This window comes from Streptomyces sp. NPDC003697 (assembly GCF_053587115.1).
Genome location: NZ_JBSFNN010000009.1, coordinates 50,927 through 73,930 on the forward strand (window position 1 = coordinate 50,927; position 23,004 = coordinate 73,930).

18 protein-coding genes are annotated in these 23,004 nt (G+C 74.0%); 14 read left to right on the forward strand and 4 right to left on the reverse strand.

Annotation, left to right across the window (positions count from 1 at the left end):
- Positions 1-502: 502 nt before the first annotated feature.
- Complete coding sequence (locus ACWDNY_RS05900; protein WP_451644541.1) at positions 503-1,165, forward strand: RNA polymerase sigma factor; 663 nt, start codon at positions 503-505, stop codon at positions 1,163-1,165.
- Positions 1,165-2,139 (forward strand): extensin, encoded by a 975-nt coding sequence (locus ACWDNY_RS05905; protein ID WP_451644475.1) that lies wholly within the window; start codon positions 1,165-1,167, stop codon positions 2,137-2,139. Before ACWDNY_RS05900 ends, ACWDNY_RS05905 begins: the two co-directional genes overlap by 1 nt.
- Before the next feature lie 439 nt (positions 2,140-2,578).
- Here the strand turns inward: ACWDNY_RS05905 and ACWDNY_RS05910 are convergent, their stop codons facing one another.
- Complete coding sequence (locus tag ACWDNY_RS05910; protein ID WP_451644476.1) at positions 2,579-3,484, reverse strand: L,D-transpeptidase family protein; 906 nt, start codon at positions 3,482-3,484, stop codon at positions 2,579-2,581.
- A 221-nt stretch (positions 3,485-3,705) separates the two neighbouring features.
- Between ACWDNY_RS05910 and ACWDNY_RS05915 the strand changes: the two genes are divergently transcribed.
- The 5 genes from ACWDNY_RS05915 (at position 3,706) to ACWDNY_RS05935 (ending at position 9,211) form a co-directional block, all read left to right on the forward strand.
- Positions 3,706-5,286 (forward strand): acyl-CoA mutase large subunit family protein, encoded by a 1,581-nt coding sequence (locus ACWDNY_RS05915; protein ID WP_451644542.1) that lies wholly within the window; start codon positions 3,706-3,708, stop codon positions 5,284-5,286.
- 89 nt (positions 5,287-5,375) lie between these two features.
- A complete protein-coding gene (locus tag ACWDNY_RS05920) occupies positions 5,376-5,951 on the forward strand; it encodes a Uma2 family endonuclease (RefSeq protein WP_451644477.1) in 576 nt (191 codons plus the stop codon).
- 79 nt (positions 5,952-6,030) lie between these two features.
- A complete protein-coding gene (gene leuE, locus ACWDNY_RS05925) occupies positions 6,031-6,687 on the forward strand; it encodes a leucine efflux protein LeuE (protein ID WP_451644478.1) in 657 nt (218 codons plus the stop codon).
- A 200-nt stretch (positions 6,688-6,887) separates the two neighbouring features.
- Positions 6,888-7,874 (forward strand): glycosyltransferase family 2 protein, encoded by a 987-nt coding sequence (locus tag ACWDNY_RS05930; RefSeq protein WP_451644479.1) that lies wholly within the window; start codon positions 6,888-6,890, stop codon positions 7,872-7,874.
- Positions 7,871-9,211, forward strand: a complete 1,341-nt coding sequence (locus ACWDNY_RS05935) for a polysialyltransferase family glycosyltransferase (protein WP_451644480.1) — start codon at positions 7,871-7,873, stop codon at positions 9,209-9,211. Before ACWDNY_RS05930 ends, ACWDNY_RS05935 begins: the two co-directional genes overlap by 4 nt.
- Positions 9,212-9,286: 75 nt before the next feature.
- Here ACWDNY_RS05935 and ACWDNY_RS05940 read toward each other — a convergent pair whose 3' ends face one another.
- The 3 genes from ACWDNY_RS05940 to ACWDNY_RS05950 all read right to left on the reverse strand — a co-directional run bounded on the left by ACWDNY_RS05940 (position 9,287) and on the right by ACWDNY_RS05950 (position 13,083).
- Positions 9,287-10,462 (reverse strand): acyltransferase family protein, encoded by a 1,176-nt coding sequence (locus tag ACWDNY_RS05940; protein WP_451644481.1) that lies wholly within the window; start codon positions 10,460-10,462, stop codon positions 9,287-9,289.
- A 288-nt stretch (positions 10,463-10,750) separates the two neighbouring features.
- Positions 10,751-12,103, reverse strand: coding sequence for a polysialyltransferase family glycosyltransferase (locus ACWDNY_RS05945; protein WP_451644482.1), 1,353 nt, complete (start codon positions 12,101-12,103; stop codon positions 10,751-10,753).
- A complete protein-coding gene (locus tag ACWDNY_RS05950; RefSeq protein WP_451644483.1) occupies positions 12,103-13,083 on the reverse strand; it encodes a glycosyltransferase family 2 protein in 981 nt (326 codons plus the stop codon). The genes ACWDNY_RS05945 and ACWDNY_RS05950 overlap by 1 nt, the downstream gene beginning before the upstream one ends.
- Before the next feature lie 198 nt (positions 13,084-13,281).
- Between ACWDNY_RS05950 and ACWDNY_RS05955 the strand changes: the two genes are divergently transcribed.
- The 7 genes from ACWDNY_RS05955 (at position 13,282) to ACWDNY_RS05985 (ending at position 22,805) form a co-directional block, all read left to right on the forward strand.
- Positions 13,282-14,646, forward strand: coding sequence for a DUF6716 putative glycosyltransferase (locus ACWDNY_RS05955; RefSeq protein ID WP_451644484.1), 1,365 nt, complete (start codon positions 13,282-13,284; stop codon positions 14,644-14,646).
- A 35-nt stretch (positions 14,647-14,681) separates the two neighbouring features.
- Positions 14,682-16,049: a cytidylyltransferase domain-containing protein gene (locus ACWDNY_RS05960; RefSeq protein WP_451644485.1), complete on the forward strand. Its 1,368-nt coding sequence runs from the start codon at positions 14,682-14,684 to the stop codon at positions 16,047-16,049.
- A gap of 14 nt (positions 16,050-16,063) precedes the next feature.
- Positions 16,064-17,002, forward strand: a complete 939-nt coding sequence (locus ACWDNY_RS05965; protein ID WP_451644486.1) for an N-acetylneuraminate synthase family protein — start codon at positions 16,064-16,066, stop codon at positions 17,000-17,002.
- A gap of 41 nt (positions 17,003-17,043) precedes the next feature.
- On the forward strand, positions 17,044-18,228 hold the full coding sequence (locus ACWDNY_RS05970; RefSeq protein ID WP_451644487.1) for a hypothetical protein: 1,185 nt from the start codon (positions 17,044-17,046) through the stop codon (positions 18,226-18,228).
- A gap of 519 nt (positions 18,229-18,747) precedes the next feature.
- Positions 18,748-19,977: an amidohydrolase gene (locus tag ACWDNY_RS05975; protein WP_451644488.1), complete on the forward strand. Its 1,230-nt coding sequence runs from the start codon at positions 18,748-18,750 to the stop codon at positions 19,975-19,977.
- A 371-nt stretch (positions 19,978-20,348) separates the two neighbouring features.
- Positions 20,349-21,419: a BMP family lipoprotein gene (locus tag ACWDNY_RS05980; RefSeq protein WP_451644489.1), complete on the forward strand. Its 1,071-nt coding sequence runs from the start codon at positions 20,349-20,351 to the stop codon at positions 21,417-21,419.
- A gap of 327 nt (positions 21,420-21,746) precedes the next feature.
- Positions 21,747-22,805: a BMP family lipoprotein gene (locus tag ACWDNY_RS05985; RefSeq protein WP_451644490.1), complete on the forward strand. Its 1,059-nt coding sequence runs from the start codon at positions 21,747-21,749 to the stop codon at positions 22,803-22,805.
- Positions 22,806-23,004 lie beyond the last annotated feature (199 nt).

Here is a 23,004-nt window from a genome sequence, read left to right on the forward strand (position 1 = left end):
ACGGTGGGGCCCGCGTCCGAGCGGGCGCCCCGCACCGCGCGAGGCGAGCCCTGAACAGGGGTCTCGCGCTGGGACGGGCGGGCTGTGAGCGCGGGCTTCCTGCCGGGAGGGGTGGGCCCTGAGCCATGGCCCCGTGAGTCCGGGTCCGGAGAGAGGGCCGAGACGCGGCCGGTGGGGCCCGCGCCGGCGTTCACGCGGCTTCCGGTGCCGTCCCGGCCGGGCGCCGAACTGCTTGCCGAGGCAACGACCGGGGCCGCCACCCCCCACAGGAGAGGCCCCGGCCGTCGCGCGGCACGGGCCGCGCGGCGGCCCGTACTTCCTACAGCGCCGGGCGTCCGTTTTCTGTCACACCGCAGCTCCTCCGAGTTAGTTGCATGTTGTACGGACATGGACGGCGAGCGGTTTGACGCCGTAACGTGCCTTTCGCGCCGGGCGCGGGATATGCATGATCACCGCAACCATCGGCGGCCAGGAGCTGCACCGATCGACTGAGGAACCACGGGTGCTGGGGGACGACGCGGAGTTGACCGCCGCGGTGCTTGCGGCACAGGACGGGGACGAGACCGCGTTCCGGACTGTGTACCGCGCCGTGCACCCACGGCTGCTCGGATACGTACGGACACTGGTCGGCGAGCCGGACGCCGAGGACGTGGCGTCCGAGGCCTGGCTGCAGATCGCCCGCGACCTGGGGCGGTTCAGCGGCGACGCCGACCGCTTCCGCGGCTGGGCCGCGCGGATCGCCCGCAACCGGGCGCTGGACCACATACGGATGCGCGGCCGCCGTCCGGCGATCGGCGGCGACGAAACGGAACTGACCGGCAGGGCCGCGGAGTGCGACACCGAGGGTGAGGCCATGGAGGCCCTCGCCACCGACAGGGCCCTCTCGCTCATCGCCCGACTGCCACAGGACCAGGCCGAGGCCGTGGTGTTGCGCGTGGTCGTGGGCCTGGACGCCAAGACCGCCGCCGACACGCTCGGCAAGCGGCCCGGCGCGGTGCGCACCGCCGCACACCGCGGTCTGAAACGGCTCGCCGAACTGCTCGGCGCCGATCCGGAATCGCCCGGTGCGCTCGACGCGCTGCCGGCTCAGCGAGAACCGCGCGGCCACGCGGTGACGTCCGCCGGTGTGACGCATCTCCGGGCCCGGACGCAGAGGGACATGTGATGGCCGATGAGCAGTACAGGTGGCTGAACCGCGAAACGGCGGAGGCTCTGCTGCGCGGCGAGTCACCGGACACCGTCGACGCCGCCACCCGTGACCAGGCCGAACGGCTCGCCGCGACGCTGAACGCCCTGTCCGCCGCCACCGTCGCGGCCGACGTCGAACTCCCGGGCGAGGCCGCCGCCCTGGCCGCCTTCCGCAAGGCGCGCGCGGAGCAGGCCGACCCGGGCACGGCCGCCGACCGGCGGACCCGCCGGTTCGCCGGTGCCGACGACGCGGGAGTCGTCCGCATCGGGGGCCGTCCCTCCGGCCCGCGGCGTGCCCGGTGGGGCCGTCCCGTCCGGTTCGCCGTGTCCGCCGCGCTCGCGGTCGGGGCGGTCGGCGGGGTCGCCGCGGCGGCGACGACCGGCGTGCTGCCGACGCCGTTCGGTGTCGGCGAGCCGGGTCCCGCCGCGTCCGTGGAGGGCTCCGGGACGCCCGACCGGGTGTCCGGCTCGCCGTCGCCGGGCGGACGCTCCCGCCCGGCGGTCCCCGGCAGCCCGACCGGTGGTCCCTCCGGCGGCGCGACCGCCGGTGACGGCCCCGCCGCGTCCCCGGGCGCCGACCCCGGGCCGGACGACGCGCACGGCGTCCCGGGCGGGCAGCGGCGCATGGCCTCCGCCTGCCGCGACCTGCGCGACGGCGAGAGCCTCGCCCCCGGCCGCAAGCGCGCCCTGGAGCGGGCGGCGGGCGGTGCCGGGCACGTGGAGGCGTACTGCCGGGGCGTCCTGAGGCCGGCCGATCCCGGCTCCACCGGCAAGGGCGGCAAGGGCGGCAACGGCCAGGACAAGAGCAACAAGGGCCGGGCCGAGGACACGGGCGGTGGCAACAGCGGTGGCAAGGGGAACGGCCACGGCCAGGGCGGCGGCAACGCGGCCGAGGGCCAGGGCGGTCAGAAGGACGAGAAGGGCAAGGGCGGCGACGACGGCAACCACTGAGGCGGCCACCGTCCGAGGAAGAGCGCCGGAGCCACGCCGAGCCCTGCCTTCGCCCCGGCGGGACCCACCGCGTCCGGTCCCGGAGCGTCGTCCACCGCCCTCGCGCCGTCGCCGCACGCCACGTACGACCTGATCTGACTCCGCCGTCCCGGCCCCACGCCCCGCGCACCGGCAGCGTCGGGTCGGCCGCCGCGCCTCGCTGACCTGCGCTTTCCTCACTCCCGGAAGTTCTTCCCGGAGGGGTGTGACGTTTTGGCGGGCCCCTACGCAGTAATGAGTGAGCCGACTGGTCATCGGCTGTCGCACCGAGCCGGGGTTCCCCCCGTACCCATGGCTCGTGCACCTGGCGCGGGCGGGACACGTTCCCCCGGTCCCGCCCGCGCCCCGCATCCTTCTCCTCGCGCGGCAGCGGCCGCAGGCCCCTCCCGCGCAGCGCGCCTCACCAGGAGACGACGACCTTGTCGCCCACCCGGACCTCGGCGAACAGTTGCGCGATCGCCCCTTCGTCCCGGACGTTGACGCAGCCGTGCGACCCGCCCGCGTAGCCGCGCGCCGCGAAGTCGTACGAGTAGTGCACGGCCTGCCCGCCGCTGAAGAACATCGCGTACGGCATGGGGGAGTCGTAGAGCGTCGACACGTGGTGCCGGGACTTCCAGTAGACCTCGAACACCCCCTCCCGGGTGGGTGTGTGCTCCGTGCCGAACCGCACCGACACCGTGGAGACGGTCCGCCCGTCGATCATCCAGCGCAGCGTCCGGCTGGTCTTGTCGATGCACAGGACCCGGCCGGTGAGGCAGCGCGGGTCGGGCGGCGCGGCGGGCTGCCCGCCCATCAGGTACAGCTCCCACCGGCCCGGCTCGTGCGTCATCTCCAGCAGCCGCCGCCAGGTGACGACGTCGGTCCTCCCCGTCCGCGCCAGCCCCCGCTTGCCCTGGAAGCCCTCGACCGCGCGTTCCGTGAGGTCGTCGTAGGTCCCCGTCGGTCCGTCGGAGAGCCACTCCACCTGGCGCAGCCGGGCCTGCAGCTCGCGGACGCCGGACCCGCTGTCGCCCGGGCGCCACAACACCGGCGCGGCCACGCTCCGGCCGGGGAGGCCGCGCTGCCCGCCGCCGCCCGGTGCGGGGCCGGCGGGACGGCTCGCGGGCGGCGGCGCGGGCCGGCGGGTCGGCGGGCTCGCGGGCGTGCCGGCGGCCGGGACCTCGATGTGCACCGGCAACCGGTGTCCGCCGTTCGCACCGTCCGTGCCGTTCGTGCCCTCCGGCCGGACCGTGCAGCCGTACGTCCCGGCCAGCGCCACGGCCGCGGCGACGACGGCCGCAGCCCTCCTCACGTCCCCCACGCGCATACCGCCCCCCGGCGTCTCCTCGGTGTCCGGTGGTCCACCCCGGATGTCTCCCCACGCGTGACGGGCGGCGAACCACGGGGCAGGGTGGGGACACAGGGCTGAACCGGTCTGTGAGCAAGGTCCCAGCGTGGGGCACTCCACCCGACGCGCGGGCCGCCGCTACAGTCCGTGGCGAGGACTGGCTGTACTGGCGAGTAACCAAGAACGCGGAGGCACACACCATGGCGCGCGAGTCGGAGTCCGGGCTGCCCATCGAGCCGGTCTACGGGCCGGACGCCCTGGAGGGCTGGGACCCGGCCGGGAAGCTGGGCGAGCCGGGGTCGTACCCCTTCACCCGCGGCGTGTACCCGACGATGTACACGGGCCGTCCGTGGACGATGCGCCAGTACGCCGGCTTCGGCACGGCCGTCGAGTCCAACGCCCGCTACAAGCAGCTGATCGCCAACGGCACGATGGGCCTGTCGGTGGCCTTCGACCTGCCCACGCAGATGGGCCACGACTCCGACGCGCCGATCGCGCACGGCGAGGTCGGCAAGGTCGGCGTCGCGATCGACTCGATCGACGACATGCGGGTGCTGTTCGGCGGCATCCCGCTGGACAAGGTCTCGACGTCGATGACCATCAACGCGCCCGCCGCTCTCCTGCTGCTGCTGTACCAACTGGTGGCCGAGGAGCAGGGCGTCCCGGCGGACCGGCTGACGGGCACGATCCAGAACGACGTGCTGAAGGAGTACATCGCGCGCGGCACGTACATCTTCCCGCCCAAGCCCTCCCTGCGGCTGATCGCCGACATCTTCAAGTACTGCCGGGCCGAGATCCCGAAGTGGAACACGATCTCGATCTCCGGCTACCACATGGCGGAGGCCGGTGCCTCGCCCGCGCAGGAGATCGCGTTCACCCTGGCGGACGGCATCGAGTACGTGCGCACGGCGGTGGCGGCCGGCATGGACGTCGACGACTTCGCGCCCCGCCTGTCGTTCTTCTTCGTCGCGCGGACGACGATCCTGGAGGAGGTCGCCAAGTTCCGCGCGGCCCGCCGGATCTGGGCACGGGTGATGAAGGAGGAGTTCGGCGCGAAGAACCCCAAGTCGATGATGCTGCGCTTCCACACGCAGACGGCGGGTGTGCAGCTGACGGCCCAGCAGCCCGAGGTGAACCTGGTCCGTGTCGCCGTCCAGGGCCTGGCGGCCGTGCTCGGCGGCACCCAGTCCCTGCACACCAACTCCTTCGACGAGGCGATCGCGCTCCCCACGGACAAGTCCGCGCGCCTGGCCCTGCGCACCCAGCAGGTGCTGGCCTACGAGACGGACGTGACCGCGACGGTCGACCCCTTCGCCGGGTCCTACGTCATCGAGAGGATGACCGACGAGGTCGAGGCGGCCGCCCTGGAGCTCATGCGGAAGGTCGAGGACCTCGGCGGCGCGGTCACGGCCATCGAGCACGGCTTCCAGAAGAACGAGATCGAGCGCAGCGCGTACCGCATCGCCCAGGAGACCGACTCCGGCGACCGGGTCGTCGTGGGCGTCAACCGCTTCCAGCTCGACGAGGAGGAGCCGTACGAGCCGCTCCGCGTCGACCCCGCCATCGAGGCGCAGCAGGCGGAGCGACTGGCGAAGCTGCGCGCCGAGCGCGACCAGGCGGCCGTGGACGTGGCCCTGGCGGCCCTGAAGAAGGCCGCCGCGGGCGAGGACAACGTCCTGTACCCGATGAAGGACGCCCTCAAGGCCCGCGCGACGGTCGGCGAGGTGTGCAACGCGCTGCGGGAGGTCTGGGGCACCTACGTGCCGTCCGACGCCTTCTGAGCCGCCCGCCCCCTCGAACGAGTGACCAGGGGCGGAAACCACCCGCCCCCGGTTAGCCTCGTGGAAAGTGAGCCCAGAAGGAGGATGCCGTGGTTGTACTGCAACACGAGCTGACGTTGGGCGAGGCCGCCGACCTGCTCTCCCGTGCACTACCCGGGCACCGCGTGGAGATCCTGCAGGGGAGGCTCACTGTGACACCGCCGCCGGACGGCTCCCACGCGCTGTCCCTGACGAAGCTGGGCAGGGCTTTGGACCGGGCAGGGATTGTCGAGGCGGGGTGCGAGTACGTCCAGGGAGTGGGCCTCTGGCTCCCCACTCTGCCCCAGGACTTCGCGATTCCCGACCTGTCCGTCGTCGACGATGACTTCCGCGACGCCCACGTCACGAGGAACTGCTACGCCCCGGACGTCTTCCGCATGGTCGTCGAGGTGACGTCGTCCAACTGGGCGGACGATCTGGGTACCAAGACCGAGTGCTACGCCCAGGCCGGCGTCCCGGCCTACCTCGTCGTCGACCGGAAGCACGACGAAGTGCTCCTCCACACCGGCCCGGAAGACGGCAAGTACTCCGTCCTCCAGCGCTTCGAGCGCGGGCAGAGCGTGCCCGTGCCGGAGGGCGTCGGCGTCCGTGTCGAACTGCCGGCCGCCACCCTGCTGGACGGCTGACCGGCCCGGTCCGTCCCCGGACTTCCCGTCATCCGGACCGCCGCGTCGCGGTGTCGTACGCGCGTGCGACACTCCTGCCATGTTCGGCGTCATCGACCTCCCCACCTACCTGGCGGGACTCGTCCTCATCGTGCTCCTGCCCGGCCCCAACTCCCTGTACGTGCTGTCCGTCGCCGCCCGGCGCGGCGTCCGGGCCGGGTACACCGCGGCGGCCGGCGTGTGGTGCGGGGACACGGTGCTGATGACGCTGTCGGCGGCCGGGGTCGCCTCCCTGCTCCAGGCCAACGCGCTGCTGTTCGCCGTCGTCAAGTACGCAGGCGCCGGATACCTGACCTGGCTCGCCGTCGGCATGCTGCGCGCCGCGCGGGTCATGTGGCGCACCCGCCGCGAGCGGGCCGCCGACGAGGCCCCGGCCGCCGCCCGCGGGTCCGCCGAGGAACGGCCCTACCGCCGGGCGCTGGTCGTCAGCCTCTTCAACCCCAAGGCGATCCTGTTCTTCGTCGCCTTCTTCGTTCAGTTCGTCGACCCGGGCTACGCCCATCCGGCCCTCTCCTTCGCGGTCCTCGGCGCCTTCGCCCAGGCGGCGAGCTTCCTCTACCTCAGCGCGCTGATCTTCGGCGGCACCCGGCTGGCCGCGGCGTTCCGCCGGCGCAGGCGGCTGTCCGCGTGGGCGACGTCGGCGGCGGGCGCGCTGTTCCTCGGCTTCGCGGTGAAGCTGTCCCTGGCCGGCGCGTAGCCCACGGCCTGCGGCGGCAGCGGCGGCGTCGTACGGCACCGCTGCCGAAGGGCCGCGGAGGCGGCCGGTACGGGGGGCCGGCCGCGGCGGGGCAGGCGGTCGCCTTACGTTCACCTGCCGGTCGCCGCGGGGTCGACGCCCCGCGTCGCGGGTCTCCTACGGTCGCAGCGATCCGCCCGTGAGAGAGCCCAGGTGTGCGCGTGCCCAACCGTCCCCCGACCCTGTCCGTGATCGTGCCCTGCTTCAACGTCGAGGGCTATCTCCCGGACACCGTGACCAGCCTCGTCAACAACGCCCGGGACGACTTCGAGTTCCTCTTCGTGGAGGACCGGTCGACCCGGGACCGGACCTACGAGGCGCTGCTGGAGCTGACCAAGCGGCTGCCCCGCAGCAGGGTGATCCGGCACGAGCGCAACGGCGGGCTGGCCACCGCGCGCAACACCGGCATCGACGCGGCTCAGGGCCGCTACCTCACCTTCCTCGACGGCGACGACTGGCTCGCCCCCGGATACCTGGCCGATCTGGTGGACCGCGTCCAACGCCTCGACGTCGACTTCGTCCGCACCGACCACGTCCAGGTCACCGGTGTCGAACGGACCGTGCACCGGGCCCCCGAGGGCCGCCGGCACACCCCGCTGGACCCGCGGAGCTCCATCCTCCCCGTCGACGAGACGACCATGGTCGACTACCCGTACGCCTGGGCCGGCGTCTACCACCGCCGGCTCCTGGACCGCGGACTGCTGCGCTTCCACGACGGACTGCGCACCGCCGAGGACCGCCCCTGGATCTGGCGGCTGCACCGCGAGGCCGACTCCTACGCGGTGGTGAGCCTGCGCGGCGTGTTCTACCGGCGGGGGGTGGCCACCTCGCTGACCCAGATCGGCGACGTACGGCAGCTGGACTTCTTCCGCGCCTTCGACCTCGTCCTCACCGAGCTCGGCGACGACCCCGACGCCGGCACGCTGCGCGGGAAGGCGCTGCGCACCTACTGCGTCGTCATCGCCCACCAGCTGCTCGACCGCGGCCGGTTCGAACGGAGGGTCGCGGGCACGCTGCGGCGGACGGCCGCCGAGGTCCTCGGCCGGATGGGGGAGGACGAGCTGGCCGAGGCGCTCGTCGGCATGGGGGAGGAACGGGTTCGCCTGCTGCGGCGCATACGCGGCGGCATGAAGGGAGTCGCGGCGTGATCCAGATCTTCTTCTCCGCCACGCAGTACGCCGCCGCGACGGTGACCGCGGCGATCCGCACGGGCCTCTTCGGCCCCCGCGAGGGCCGCCGCCGCATCCTCGTCGTCAGCAACACCGCCGCCGTGCCCGAGGTCGGCACCCCGCTGGACCGGATGGCCGGGTTCGAGACGCTCCGCCCGGAGTTCGACGAGGTGCGCTCCTGGAACGAGTTCATCGCCCCGCACCACCCGGCCGGCTGGTCGCCGCGCGCCCAGGACACCGCCCTGTGGGAGAAGGCCGTACGCCTCGCCTGGGACCTCGGCGACGAGCCCGTGGAGATCGCCTGCGAGTCCCTCCAGGCCAATCCCTCGCGGGCGGTCGCCGACATCTTCGCCGACAGCCCGATCCATGTGTACGCCGACGGCCTGATGAGCTACGGGCCCACCCGCAACCGCATCCCGCCCGTCATGAGCAGCCGCATCACCCGCGTCCTGCACCTGGACCTCGTCCCCGGGATGCGGCCCATGCTGCTCTCCGAGTACGGCGTGAAGCCGGAGGCGGTGCCCACCGGGGCGATCGTCGACGTCCTCGAGCGGATGGGCCGCGAGGGCGCCGCGGTCCTCGCCGGGCGCGTCCCGGACGACGACCCTCCCACGGCCGTCCTGCTCGGCCAGTACCTGTCCGCCCTGGGCCTCATCACCCAGGAGGAGGAGCATCACCTCCACCTGCGCATGCTGCGGGCCGCCGCCCGTGCCGGGCACCGCAGCGTGCTGTTCAAGCCCCACCCCAGCGCGCCCGCCGCCTACCACGCCGCCCTGGAGGACACGGCCGCCGGGACGGGGGTGCGGCTGACCGTCCTGGCCGAACCCGTGCTCGCCGAGACCGTGTTCGCCGTGCTGAGGCCCCGGCTCGTCATCGGCTGCTTCTCCACGGCCCTGATGACGGCGGCAGCGTTCTACGGCATCCCCGTGGCCCGGGTCGGCACGGACCTGCTGCTCGAACGCCTCACCCCGTACGAGAACAGCAACCGCGTCCCGCTCACCGTCATCGACGCGGCCCTGCCGGACGCGGAGCACGGGGATGCCGGTGTCCCGCTCGAACCGGCCCGGCTGGCCGGGGAACTGACGCCGCTGGTCCGCGCGGTGGGCTACTGCATGCAGCCCCGCAAGCACCACGCCCTGCGCGAGGAGGTGGCCGCCTGGCTCACCGCCCATCTCGCCGAGTACCCGCGGTACTTCAGGAAGCGCCGGCTGACCGGCCTGCGCCTGCCCGGCGGGAGCCCGGTGCGCGCCGAGTCGCTGCGCCGCAACCGGGCGGTGCGGCACGTGGTGCGCCGGGTGCGCGCGGCACGGAGCTGACGCGCTCGCGCGAGGGCCGGGCCGCGCCTCGGGCGGCCCGGCCCTTCGCGTCTCCTCCCGCGCGGTCCGCGGCGCCTACGTCGGCCCCGGCCGGCGTGCCTGCCGCGCCAACGCCCGCTTCAGCCGCGGGCCGAGGGGCTTCTCCACGAAGCGGTGCATCAGCCAGGCCAGGCCCAGCAGCCCGGCTACGGTCAGCGCCATCGCCAGGCGGGGACCCAGCCCCAGGCCCCGGTACAGCACGCGGATGGCGAACCAGCCCAGGTGCTCGTGGACCAGGTAGAAGGGGTACGTCAGCGCACCGGCCACCGTGAGCCAGCGCCAGTCCGCCCGGCGCACCCAGCCGAGCGCCACCACCGCCACGGCGGCGAAGGCGAGGAGGACGATCGCCTGGACGACGCGCGGGTCGCGGTGGAAGTCGCCGGTCATGCCCGGGTGCCACATCGCCGTGACCGCGTAGCGCTGGCCCAGCAGGAAGGACATGCCGACGATGCCCCACAGCAGCAGGTCGCCGCCGAAGCGGTGGATCAGGTAGAGCGCCAGTCCGCCGACGAAGAACGGGGCGTGGTCCCGCATGACGAGCGCGTCCGTGAGCGGGGTGTCGGCGACCCGGGCCAGGACGCCGGCCAGCGTCCACAGGACGCAGAAGACCACCACGCGCCGGTAGGTGACACCCTTCCAGATCACGAACAGCGCGAAGAGCACGTAGAAGCGCATCTCGACCCACAGGGTCCAGCACACGCCCAGCACCCGCGGCACGCCCATGGGCTGCTGGAGCATGGTGAGGTTCACCAGGAACTCGTCCGGGCGCAGCGGGGCGAGGACGACGGGCAGCGCCAGCGACGCGGCGCCCACCAGGAGCAGGGCCACCCAGTAGGCCGGGTAGAGGCGGGCCACGCGGGAGCGGAAGAAGTCGCCGAGCGTCCGCCCCCAGCTGCTCATGCAGATGACGAAACCGCTGATGACGAAGAAGAGCTGCACCCCGAGGGAGCCGTAGGTGGCCGCCCGGGACAGTGTCGGGAACAGCTGCCCGGGGGACTGGTGCCAGGAGGCGGCGACCTCTCCGTTCTTGCCGGCGTAGTGGTACAGGCACACCATCAGCGCCGCCAGCAGCCGCAGGCCGTCCAGGGCGCGCAGGCGGTCGCCCGCGGGTCGCCGGGCCGGGGGCGTGGAGGCCTCCGGCGGGGTCGTGACCCGCACGGCGGGAGCCGGTGCCGGGCCCGCCGGTGCCTGGGCCGGATCGGCCACGTTCATCCTGGGCTGCCTTTTCAGTCGGGGTCGTACGGGGGTCCCGTCGTCGACGACGGGACGCTACGGACCTTCGACGGATGCCGGGGAAGTCGCGGGGGACGTACGGCGGTCGTCCGGATGTCCGCCGGATGAACCGGCCGGCACGCGGACGGGGTGCCCGCGGTGACGCGTCCGCCGCCCTCCCGGCGGGGCGGCGGGCCGCGCTGCCGGGGCCGCGTGCCCGTCGCGGCCGGGTGCGGCGGGCGGAGTCGGCCGCGCGACGAGGGAGCGCGGTGCCGGGCCGCCCGGCGGTCAGCGGCGGGCGCGGCGCGGTGACAGGTTCCTGGCGCGGCGGGCGAGGCGGCGCACGGCCGGATTGCGTGGGAGGGACGCGAGCGGTGCGGGGACCGCGCCGGGCAGGGCGAGCGCGGTGAGACGGCCGCGCGTGAAGTAGCGCCAGGTCTGCGGGGACAGGTGCGTGGAGAGGTAGCCCTCGGCCGCGTCCCGCAGATCGGGGCGGACCCTGGGCCGCATGGCGTAGCCGACCGCCGCCAGCAGCCCGGACAGCTCGGCCACCCGCTCGGCCGGGGGCGCCGTCCACGCGTCCACGGCCGTGCCGTCGGCCAGATCGGGCAGGAGCGCGTCCACGATCGTGACGGGGACGCGGTCGCCGTGCTGGTACGGCGTCAGCCGGCGGAGCAGGGTGCCGGTGCCGGCCCGGGCGACGGGGACGCCGTGCAGGCCGGCGGACGTCAGCAGCGCGGTGGAGAAGAAGCCGGCGACCAGCGCGGGCCGCAGCCGCTCGACGGCGGCCTCCGCGAGCACCGGGCGGTCCAGCACGACGAGTTCGGCACCGAGCCGGGCCGCCTCCTCCGCCAGGAGACGGGAGCGCAGGGCCGGGGCGGCAGGGTGCGGCCGGAACACCAGCCGGCGGTGCCCGAGGGCGGCGGCGCCCCGCACCATGCTCAGGTGGAGGTCCTCCTCCTCGGCGCCGGTGAGGACGCCCGGCGCCGTGAGGCGCCGGCCGAGCAGCAACGCCGGCCGGTCGCCCGCACCGGGCAACGCGTCCTCCGCCCCGGCCAGTTCGCCGACCACGTTCCGGTACGACGCGGCGGGCACCGGCTCCGGCCGCACGGCGAACTCGGCGAGCAGTTGGGGAGCCAGGCCCGGTACCAGGTCGAGGTGCAGCAGCCGGCCCACCCGCGTGCCGACCAGGGGGTCGATCCTGTCGCTGGTGGGTCCGTAGACCGCGAGGCCGTCGCAGTGGACGTCGACGGCGGTGCCCGGGAACAGCCGGCACAGCGCGAGCCCGGGACCGGTCTCGACCGACTCCACGGTCAGCCGTACCTCGTCGTCACCCAGACCCCACAGCAGCCGCAGGTGCCGCTCCCACAGGGGGACGTCGTCGGCGCGCGGGGCCCAGTCGCGGGGGTGGAACGGGGCGATGGCGTCGTTCCAGGACAGCACCTCGTCGAACCGCTCCCGCAACCGGCCGAAGCCGGGCATCGCGTCGACGGCGGGCGCGGTCTCCGGGACGGGAGCGGTGCCGGCGACGAGCAGCAGCCGTCGGTCGTCCGGCTCCAGGAGCCCGGCGTCCAGGGCCGTGGCCAGGACGGCGGCGCCGCGGAGCGACGACACGCAGAGGATCCGGGTGGTGCGGGGCATCAGGCGGCCTCCGTCCGGGCAGAGACCGGCCTGCGCCGCAGGCGCCGCAGACGGCTCGCCCGCCGCGTGTCCATCGAGTCCAGCACGTCGTCGAGCAGGTCCCGCGGCAGGCGCCTGAGGGCGGCGGCGCCGCGGGAGCGCAGCGCGCGGGCCACGGCGGGTTCGAACCGCTCGATCGAGCCGAGGTGGTGGGCCATGACCGCGCAGTAGGTGCGCACCGCCTTCGGCAGCAGCCGGTCCGCCTCCGGGTCGCCTGCCGTCTCCTCGACGACCTGATCGAACGCGCGGATGAAGTCCAGTTGCCGCACGTCGCCGATCTGCGTCAGCGAGGAGGCCACCCCGCGGCGGTAGAACACGCCCAGCAGGCCCACCGCGGCGAAGGACTCCGCCTCCCGGTGCAGCTGCCAGATCCACGGCCGGTCCTCGGCCGTCCGCAGTCCGTCGGTGAAGTGCAGCAGGCCACGCTCGGCCAGCCGGCGGTGGTAGACACCCGCCCACGCGTAGGCGTAGTCGACGGACGTGGACCGGTCCGCGGGCAGGATGGCGTCCCGCGGGCGCGTCACCACACCGCGCCGGCCGTGCGGGACGCGGTGGACGGTGCGCACCCGCCCGGTGCACTGCACGTGGTCCGTGCGCACGAAGTCGCAGCCCAGCTCCTCGATGGCGGCCAGCAGCTCCGGGTAGTAGCCGGGGGCGACCCAGTCGTCGCCGTCGAGGAACGTCAGGTACTCGCCGCGGGCCCGGGCGATCCCGGTGTTGCGCGCGGTCGCCAGCCCCTCGTTCCGGTCGTGCCCGACGAGCACGGCGCCGGGCAGATCCCGCTCCGCGCGCGTGAGGACGTCCAGCGTCCCGTCCCGCGAGCAGTCGTCGACGAGGACGAACTCGAAGTCCTCACGCGCGTTCGCGCGCAGGCTCCTCAGGGTGTCCGGCGCGTAGTGCCGCACGTTGTGGAAGGGGACGACGACGGAGAGCTTGACCACGCGGGTGACGCTAGGCGGCGGGCCGTCACCGGCCCTGACCGCGGACTTGACGGGCGGTGAACGGCGCGTGCCGATGCCGTGAACCGGACCCCGGCGCAGGCCGGCCCCGGCCCGATTCCCCCTCCGGCGGTGCGCTGTTAACCAGCCGTTGCGTTCCGGTTGGGCGGGACCTAGAAATGGCTTCCTACGGTCGTCGGCGTGCCAGCAAGTGCAACGAACATCCTGCGCGTCGCCGTCCTCGCCGACTCCGACACCCGGTGGAAGTGGGGCGCGCTCACCGCGCACCGTGTCGCCCCCGGCCCTGCCGCCCCGGGCGGCGTCCGCCTCGACGGCTACCTCCTGCGGGGGCGGGCCACGCCCACCGCCCGCCAGCTCCGCGAGGTCGGGGTCCGCGCGGACTCGCTCCGCGAGGTGACCGCCGTGGAGTTCCTGCGCGCCATGGGCGGCGACGCCTGCGACGGGCCGCCGTACGACGTCGTCGTCCTCGCCCTCGTGGGCGGCGGCGTGCAGGCGGTGCTGCACGGTCTGAGGCGGGTCTGGCAGGGCCGAGGCCGGCGCCCCGTCGTCGTCACCGGCTACGTCGGCGTCGTCTACGAGAAGCTCGCCGACGGACTGCTGCTGCGGCACGGCGCGGACCTGGTCCTCGCCAACTCCCGCCAGGACGCGGAGCGCTTCCGGGCCGTGTACGAGGGGGTCGGCGCCGACGCGACCGCGGTGACGGAGGTGGCACTGCCCTTCCTCGGCGGCGCGCCCCGCGCCGGGGCGGGCGCCACGGCCGCGGAACCGGCGGGCGGGCCCCGCACCGTCGTCTTCGCCGCGCAGCCCTCCGTGCCCGAGAGCCGCGGGGACCGTGCGTACCTGCTGGACCGGCTGCTGCGGCACGCGCGGCTGCATCCGGAGCGCGAGGTGCTCCTCAAGCTGCGCTCCAGGCCGGGCGAGCACACCACGCACATCGAGGAACTGCCCTACCAGAAGCTGGTCCCCAAGGCCGGCCTGCCACCCAACGTCCGGCTCGTCCACGGGCACATGGGCGAGGTGCTGGACCGCACCGACCTGCTGGTGACGGTCAGCTCCACCGCCGCCCTGGAGGCCCTGCACCGCCGCATCCCCACCGCCGTCCTCACCGACCTGGGCGTGCGCGAGGCGCTCGGCAACCACCACTTCGTCGGCTCCGGATGCCTGGTCTCCTGGGATCAGCTGGACGCCGGCCACCGCCCGGTGCCGGACGCGGAATGGGTGGCCCGGCAGGGCGTCGCCGCCGGGGGAGCGTCGTACGACAGTGCCTTCGACGCGGCCCGCGAGCGGATCGCCGAGCTGCTGGCCCGCGCCGGCGGGCTGCCGCCCCTCACCCCCTACTACACGCTCACGACCGCCCCCGGCTACCTACCCGGGATCCTCGCCCGCCATCACCTCGGCCCCGACGGCTCCCCGCTGCCGGGCGCCCCGGCCGGCGACCGGGAGCCCGGACCCGTCCGGCAGATCGTCCGCCGCGCCGCCCGCGGCGCCTACCGCCAGGGCGTGCAGCGCGTGGCGCCCCTGGTCCGGCGGATGGGGGAGCTGTGAGCGACCGGATCGCGCCACCTCAAGGAGTGGACCCCATGCCCAACGCCCGCCCGGACGCCGGTGGCGGCCCCCCGGCGCGCCGCGTCCTCGCGGTCGTCCCCGCACGGGGCGGCTCCAAGGGCGTCCCCGCCAAGAACCTCGCCCCCGTCGGCGGCGTCCCGCTGGTGGCCCGCGCCGTGCGCGCCTGCCGGGCGGCCCGGCTGGTGACCGACGTCGTGGTCTCCACCGACGACCGGGCCATCGCGGACGCCGCCCGCCGGGCCGGCGCCGAGGTCGTGCTGCGGCCCGCCGCCATCGCCGGTGACACCGCCACCTCCGAGGCCGCCGTCCTGCACGCCCTGGACGCCCACGAGGCACTGCACGGCTGCCCGGTCGACGCCGTCCTGCTCGTGCAGTGCACCAGTCCCTTCCTCCTCGCCGGCGACGTCGACAAGGTGGCGGCCGCCGTCGTCGAGGACGGCGCCGACACCGCGGTGACCGTGGCGCCCTTCCACGGGTTCCTCTGGCGGGACGCGGCCGACGTCCCGGCGGTCGCCGAGCCGGTCCGCACCGCGGGGGCCGCCGGTGCCACCCGGACCGCCGGCCCCGCCGCCGGCGCGGGCGGTCACGGGGTCAACCACGACAAGTCCTACCGCCCGCGCCGCCAGGACCGCCCCCAGGACCTGCTGGAGACCGGCGCCGCCTACGCGATGGACGCGGCCGGCTTCCGCGAGCACCGGCACCGCTTCTTCGGCCGCACCGAACTGGTGCGCACCGACCCGGCGCGGGTGCTGGAGATCGACGACCCGCACGACCTGGCCCGCGCCCGCGCCCTGGCCCCGCTGTTCGACGCGGACCTCACCCCGGCCCCCGGCTCCGCCCGGCCGGCGGGAACCCCCGGCGGCGCCCACGCCGCCGGCTCGCCCACCCCCCTCCCCACGGCCGGCGACATCGACGCGGTCGTCCTCGACTTCGACGGCACCCAGACAGACGACCGGGTGCTGATCGACTCCGACGGACGGGAGTTCGTCTCCGTGCACCGCGGCGACGGCCTCGGCATCGCGGCCCTGCGGCGCAGCGGCCTGAAGATGCTGATCCTGTCCACGGAACAGAACCCGGTGGTCGCGGCCCGGGCCCGGAAGCTGAGGCTGCCGGTCCTGCACGGCGTCGACCGCAAGGACCTCGCGCTGAAGCAGTGGTGCGAGGAACAGGGCATCGCGCCCGAGCGCGTGCTCTACGTCGGCAACGACGTCAACGACCTGCCGTGCTTCGCCCTCGTCGGCTGGCCCGTCGCGGTCGCGAGCGCACACGACGCCGTACGCGGCGCCGCGCGCGCGGTCACCACCGTCCGAGGCGGCGACGGCGCGATCCGGGAGATCGCCGGCTGGATCCTCGGCCCCCTTCTCGATTCCCTCCCCAGGTAAGGACACACCCCGCCATGAGCACCTACTCCCGCATCCGCACGCTCGGTTCCCGCGAGGCCGGCCCGGGCCGGCCCGTCTACATCACCGGCGAGATCGGCATCAACCACAACGGTGAGCTGGACAACGCCCTCAAGCTGATCGACGTGGCCGCGGACGCCGGCTGCGACGCCGTGAAGTTCCAGAAGCGCACCCCGGAGATCTGCACGCCGCGCGACCAGTGGGACATCGAGCGCGACACCCCCTGGGGCCGGATGACCTACATCGACTACCGCCACCGCGTCGAGTTCGGCGAGGACGACTACCGCCGCATCGACGAGCACTGCCGGCGGAAGGGCATCGCCTGGTTCGCCTCCCCCTGGGACACCGAGGCCGTCGCCTTCCTGGAGAAGTTCGACGTCCCCGCCCACAAGGTGGCCTCCGCCTGCCTGACGGACGACGAGCTGCTGCGGGCGCTGCGCGCCACCGACCGCACGGTGATCCTGTCCACCGGCATGTCGACCCCGCAGCAGATCCGCCACGCGGTCGAGGTCCTGGGCAGCGAGAACACCCTCCTCTGCCACGCCACGTCCACCTACCCGGCCCGGGCCGAGGAGCTGAACCTGCGGGTCATCAACAGCCTGGAGCGGGCGTACCCCAACGTCCCGATCGGCTACTCCGGCCACGAGACCGGCCTGCAGACCACCCTCGCCGCCGTCGCCCTCGGCGCCGTGTTCGTCGAACGCCACATCACCCTGGACCGCGCGATGTGGGGCTCGGACCAGGCCGCCTCCGTCGAGCCGCAGGGCCTGCAGCGCCTGGTGCGCGACATCCGCACCATCGAGGCGTCCCTCGGCGACGGCGTGAAGAAGGTCTACGACTCCGAGCTGGCCCCCATGAAGAAGCTGCGCCGTGTCGCCGGCGTCGTCGCCGAGGCGGAGATCGCCGCGGCGGCGGGCGAACCGGTCGCGGTGTGACCCCCACCCACTGACGCCACTGACGGGACGGTCGTACGTCGATGAGCCCCCGCGCCGGGTCCGCCGGCCCCACCTCCCCCGCCTCCCGCACCCTCGCCTTCGTCGAGAGCCCGGTGCAGCTGCTGAACGTGCTCGAGTGGGCGCACGGCCGGCGCCACGCCGCGGACGGGCCGGTCCCCGACGCGGAGCGGCCGGCACCCGACGCGGACGTGGGGCTCCCGGTCCGGACCCGGCGCACCGGGGACACCGGCCGGCCGCCGCCCGGCGCGGGGCTCACCCTCGTCGTCCTGTCCCCGACCGACCCGATGACCCGCGGTCAGCTGCGGCGCATGTCCGAGCTGGCCCGCGAGGAGGGCCACGAGGTCCGCTGGGAGGAGGCGCGCGGCGGGACGGCGGCGCCGTTCCGGACGATCGGCGGACTGGCCCCGCTGCTGCGGCGGGCCGGGCGGGTGGTCATGGGAGACCCGTTCTCCCGCTATGTCCAGCTGCTGCTGACCATCACCGGGGCCCGCGACCTGGTCGTGGTGGACGACGGCACGGCCACGATGGAGTTCGTCGCCCAGCTCGCCCGCGGCGAGCGCCTGGTGCGCTGGCACCGCAGGGGCGGCCGCCCCGGCCCCCGGGACCTGCTCTTCGCGCCGGTGTCGTCCTCGGCGCGCCGCCGCCTGACGCCGGGCGGGGAGCGCCGGGTGGAGGTCTTCTCGGCCATGCCGATCGAGGAGGCGCCGCCGGGCGTGACGGTCACCGCCAACCGCTTCGCCTGGGCCCGCGGCCGGTTCGGCCCGCCGCGTGTCACGGGCGGCGCGGACCTGGTGGGCACCTCCCTCGTCGAGACGGGCGTGGTGGACGGCGAGCGGTACCTCGACGCCGTCCGCGCGCTGGCGGCGGCGCACGGCGTGCGGCGGTACTTCGCCCACCGCCGCGAGAGCGCCGGGAAGCTGCACCGCCTGGCGACGGACACCGGCCTGGAGATCGTCCGCCCCGAGCTGCCGCTGGAACTGATCGCCCGCCGCGGCCCCATCGGGCGCACCGTCCTGAGCTTCCCCTCGACGGTCGTCCACACCCTGCCCCTCGCACTGGCCGGCACCGAGGTCAGGATCGGGGTCTGCGACATCCACCCGACCTGGCTGACGGACCACGCCTCGCCCCGCGCCCAGGGCTTCCTGTCGGGCGTGACGGGCACCGCCCGCGGCGTGCACCGGCTGGCCGCGCTCGGCGGGGCGTAGCCCGGCCCGCGGCCGCGCGGTACCCGCGACGGGTCACGATCACGGACGGCCGCGACCACCCGGCCCGGGGACGGCCGCGGGGCGCGCCGGGCCCCGGCCGCCCCACGTGCCGTCCGTACGAGGGACCGATCGCCGGGGCCGCACCCGCGCCCGTCCGGCGGGACGACCGCACCGGCCGTGAGCCGTTCGGGGGTGCCGTGACCCCGACGGCCGATCGGGGCCGGACTTCCGGCGGGATCCGGAATTCGGACGTCCGGTCGACGAACACCACGGCGTGCGCCGAGCGGGACGTGGTATGCGTGAGGGGTAAGAAAACGGGACGGACACCGGGATGTGGCGAGGTCCACGCCCGGGGAGCCGGGCTCCACCCGCCTGGGAAAATTCGGGCGAGTTTACCCGTCCCCACCGACAGTCATGCGTCCGGCGGCCAGGTTTTCTTCCCCTGAGGGGCTGAAGTTTTGTTGATCGCATGTCCGTCGGCCGTCCACGCGTCCTACCCTTCAAAGGGTGAACCAATTGATGTCCCTAGAGTCCGAGGCCGATACCCCGGGAGACGCCGTTCTCCCCGGCGCGCTGCCCGAGGCGCTGCGCGCCGAACTCGTAGCGTTCCGGCGAGACCTGCACATGCACCCGGAGCTCGGCAACCAGGAGTTCCGCACCACGGCAGCGATCAAGGAACGGCTGGAGAGGGCCGGGCTGCGGCCACGGGTGCTCGCCGCTGGGACCGGACTCGTCTGTGACATCGGTTCGGGCGCCGGTCCGATCGGCGACGCGCCCGTGCTGGCGCTGCGCGCGGACATCGACGCCCTGCCCATTCCCGACACCAAGAGCGGGTGCCCGTACCGCTCGACCGTGCCGGACCGGGCGCACGCCTGCGGCCACGACGTGCACACCACCGTCGTGCTGGGCGCCGGGATCGTGCTGGCCGAGCTGGACCGGCAGGGACTGCTGCCCCGGCCGGTCCGGCTGATCTTCCAGGCCGCGGAGGAGGTGCTGCCCGGCGGCGCCGGCGACGCCATCGCGGACGGCGTGCTGGACGGGGTGGGCCGGATCATCGCCGTGCACTGCGACCCCCGCGTGGACGCCGGGAAGATCGGGCTGCGGCACGGACCCATCACGTCCGCCTGCGACCGGCTGGAGGTCCTGCTCGACGGGCCCGGCGGGCACACCGCCCGACCGCACCTGACCACCGACCTGGTGACCGCGGCCGCCCGGGTGGCCACCGACGTGCCCGCGCTGGTGGGCCGCCGCGTCGACACCCGCGCCGGCCTCGCCCTGACCTGGGGCCGCATCGAGTCCGGGCACGCCCCGAACGTCATCCCGCAACACGCCGAGCTGTCCGGGACGGTGCGGTGCCTGGACATCCACGCCTGGCGGCAGGCGCCCGACATCGTGGTCGCCGCCATCGACGAGGTGGCCAACCTGTACAAGGCCAAGTCGGAGATCAACTACGTGCGCGGAGTGCCGCCCGTCGTCAACGACCCCGTGGTGACCGAACTGCTGCGGGACGCCATGGTCATCCGGCGCGGCGCCGATTCCGTGGAGGGCACGGAGCAGAGCCTCGGCGGTGAGGACTTCTCCTGGTACCTCGAACACGTGCCCGGCGCCATGGCCCGGCTGGGTGTGCGGACCCCGGGCGAGCGCACCATCCGCGATCTGCACCAGGGCGACTTCGACGCCGACGAGTCCGCGATCGCGGTCGGCGTCGAACTGTTCACGGCGGCCGCCCTGCTGCACCCGACGCACTGAGCCGCTCTGCGCCGCGGTCACGCCCGCAGTAAGGGAGGGGGCCCCTCGTCCCTGGCGGGGGCGTCCCCTCGTCCCCGTCGTCCGCGGCGTGCGCCCCCTGGTCCCCGGGAGGGGCGTCACGAGGGGCGTCCCTCCCGGGGACCAAGAGGGGAGCTCCCCGTCCCGGAGGGCGTTCCTCGTCTCTTCCCGTTCCCGGGCGCCGGCGGCGGGCGGACGCGGCCCGTCGGCGGCGGCACGGTTCGGTAACGGCCCCGGGAACACCGTTCCCCCCTCCTTCTACGCGCGTTAGCGTGCGCCGAAATCGTCACCGGAGGCGGCGCCACGGGGAAGCGGGCCGGCGACGGTGCCATGGGGATGAAGGGGTGCTTGCTGTGCGTCTCAGTTCTCGGAGGATCAGATTCTCCCTGGCCGCGGCGACCGCCGCGGTCGTCGCGCTCGCGGCAGCCGGCTGCGGCAAGTCCAGCAGCGAGTCGGGCGGCGGATCCGCGGAGTCCGGCAAGTACTCCGGCAAGGGCATAGGTCTCGCCTACGACATCGGCGGCAAGGGCGACCAGTCGTTCAACGACGCGGCCTTCTCCGGCTTCCGCAAGGCCGAGCAGGAGTTCAAGATGGGCGGCCGGGACGTCGAGCCGAACGACAACGAGACCGACGCCGACAAGGTGCAGCGGCTCGAACAGCTCGCCAAGGCCGGCTACAACCCGATCGTCGGCGTGGGCTTCGTGTACGGACCGGCCGTCAAGGAGGTCGCCCCCAAGTACCCGAAGATCACCTTCGGCATCATCGACGACAACACCGTGCAGGGAAAGAACGTCGCCGACCTGGTGTTCCACGAGGAGCAGGCGTCGTACCTGGCGGGCGTCGCGGCGGCCAAGGCGACGAAGAGGAACCACATCGGCTTCATCGGCGGCGTCGACATCCCGCTCATCCACAAGTTCGAGGCGGGCTACAAGCAGGGCGCCCGGTCGGTGAACCCCAAGATCAGGATCGAGTCGCAGTACCTGACGCAGACCGCCCAGGAGGGCGGCTTCTCCAGCCCCGACAAGGGCAAGGACGCCGCCAACGGCCAGATCGAGGCGGGCGCCGACGTGGTCTACCACGCCGCCGGCCTGTCCGGGCAGGGCGTCATCCAGTCCGCGGCCGAGCACAAGGTGTGGGCCATCGGCGTCGACTCCGACCAGTACCGGCAGAGCGCCCTGGCCCAGTACAAGGACTGGATCCTCGGCTCGGCCCTGAAGAACGTCGGCGGCGCGGTGTACGACCTGGCCAAGTCGGTCGTCGAGGGCAAGCCGCTGAACGGCGAGGTGCGCGGCGACCTCGCGTCGGGCGGTGTCGGCTTCGCCGACTCCAACCCGAAGTACCAGGCGATGAAGGACGTCGTCGCAGCCGTCGAGAAGGCGCGCAAGGACATCGTCGACGGCAAGGTGACCGTCAAGACCCAGTGACGTCCCCGGCCGCCGGCCGGCCACTCGGCGAACCGCCGGCCCCGCCGCACACCGCTCAGCGGCCCACGGCCCCGCACGACGCGGCTCGGCGGAGCCCCGCCCGGCGGAGCCCCGCCCGGCGGGGCCCGCGGCCCGCGCGGACACCGCGCCGCAGTACGCCCCTTGCCTTCCGCGAGGGGCGTACTGCGGTCCGTGATCCGGGGGCACGGAGTGGGCCACATCTCTATAACGGAACGGACAGAAGGGGTTTTCCGTCTGGTCTACGCGCGTTACGCTGCGGCGGAACCAGCGCCTGGTAGGGGCGCTTGCACAAAGGAGTCTCGTTCCATGCGCCGGGTGTCCCGTATCGCGGTTGCAGGCGTTGCCACCGCAGCCCTTGCCGTCACCGTATCCGCCTGTGGCAAGTCGTCCAGCGAGTCCGCCGGCGGATCGGCCTCCAGCGGCGGAAAGAAGATGGGCCTCGCCCTCGCCTACGACGTCGGCGGCAAGGGCGACCAGTCCTTCAACGACGCCGCGACGGCCGGCATGGAGCAGGCCGACCAGCAGTTCGGCTACAAGAGCGCGGCCGTCGAGCCGCAGGACGGCGAGTCCGACGCGGACAAGGTGCAGCGCCTGGAGACCCTGGCCAAGCAGGGCTACAACCCGGTGGTCGGCGTCGGCTTCGCCTACGCGCCGGCCGTCAAGGAGGCCGCCGCCAAGTTCCCGAAGACCACCTTCGGCATCGTCGACGACAACACCATCAAGGCCGACAACGTCGCCGACCTCGTCTTCCACGAGGAGGAGGCCTCCTACCTCGCCGGTGTGGCCGCCGCCAAGACGACCAAGTCGAACACCGTCGGCTTCATCGGCGGCGTGGACGTCCCGCTCATCCACAAGTTCGAGGCCGGCTTCAAGCAGGGCGTCGCGGACACCAAGAAGGGCGTCACGGTCAAGTCGCAGTACCTGACCGAGACGGCCGCCGAGGGTGGCTTCTCCAGCCCCGACAAGGGTGAGAACGCCGCCAACGGCCAGATCGACGCCGGCGCCGACGTGGTGTACGCCGCCGCGGGCCTGTCGGGCCAGGGTGTGATCAAGGCCGCGGCCGCGCACAAGATCTGGGCCATCGGCGTCGACTCCGACCAGTACGAGCAGGACGCGCTGGCCAAGTACAAGGACAGCATCCTCACCTCGGCGATGAAGGATGTCGCCGGCGCGGTCTTCAACCTGGCCAAGTCGGTCAAGGACGGCAAGCCGCAGGCCGGTGAGGTGCGGGCCAGCCTGGCCACCGGCGGTGTGAGCCTCGCCGACTCCAACCCCGTCTTCAAGGGCAACGCCGACCTGCAGGCCGCGCTGAAGAAGGCCGAGGAAGGCATCAAGAGCGGCACCATCAAGGTCAAGTCCTCCTGACGCCGACGCCGGGAGCCGGTCCGGCCGGCCGCGTCCCGAGGTGGCGCCGGTGCGGAGCATGGGCGCCCCGGGGACGTGCGGCGGCGGCATGTGCCGGGCGCCGCGGCCCTACCGGGATCCACCCGGCGGATCCCGGTACGCGGACCGGTCGAAGGCATGGTCAAAACAGCGCTGCGATGGCAGCGTTACGGCCCACCGA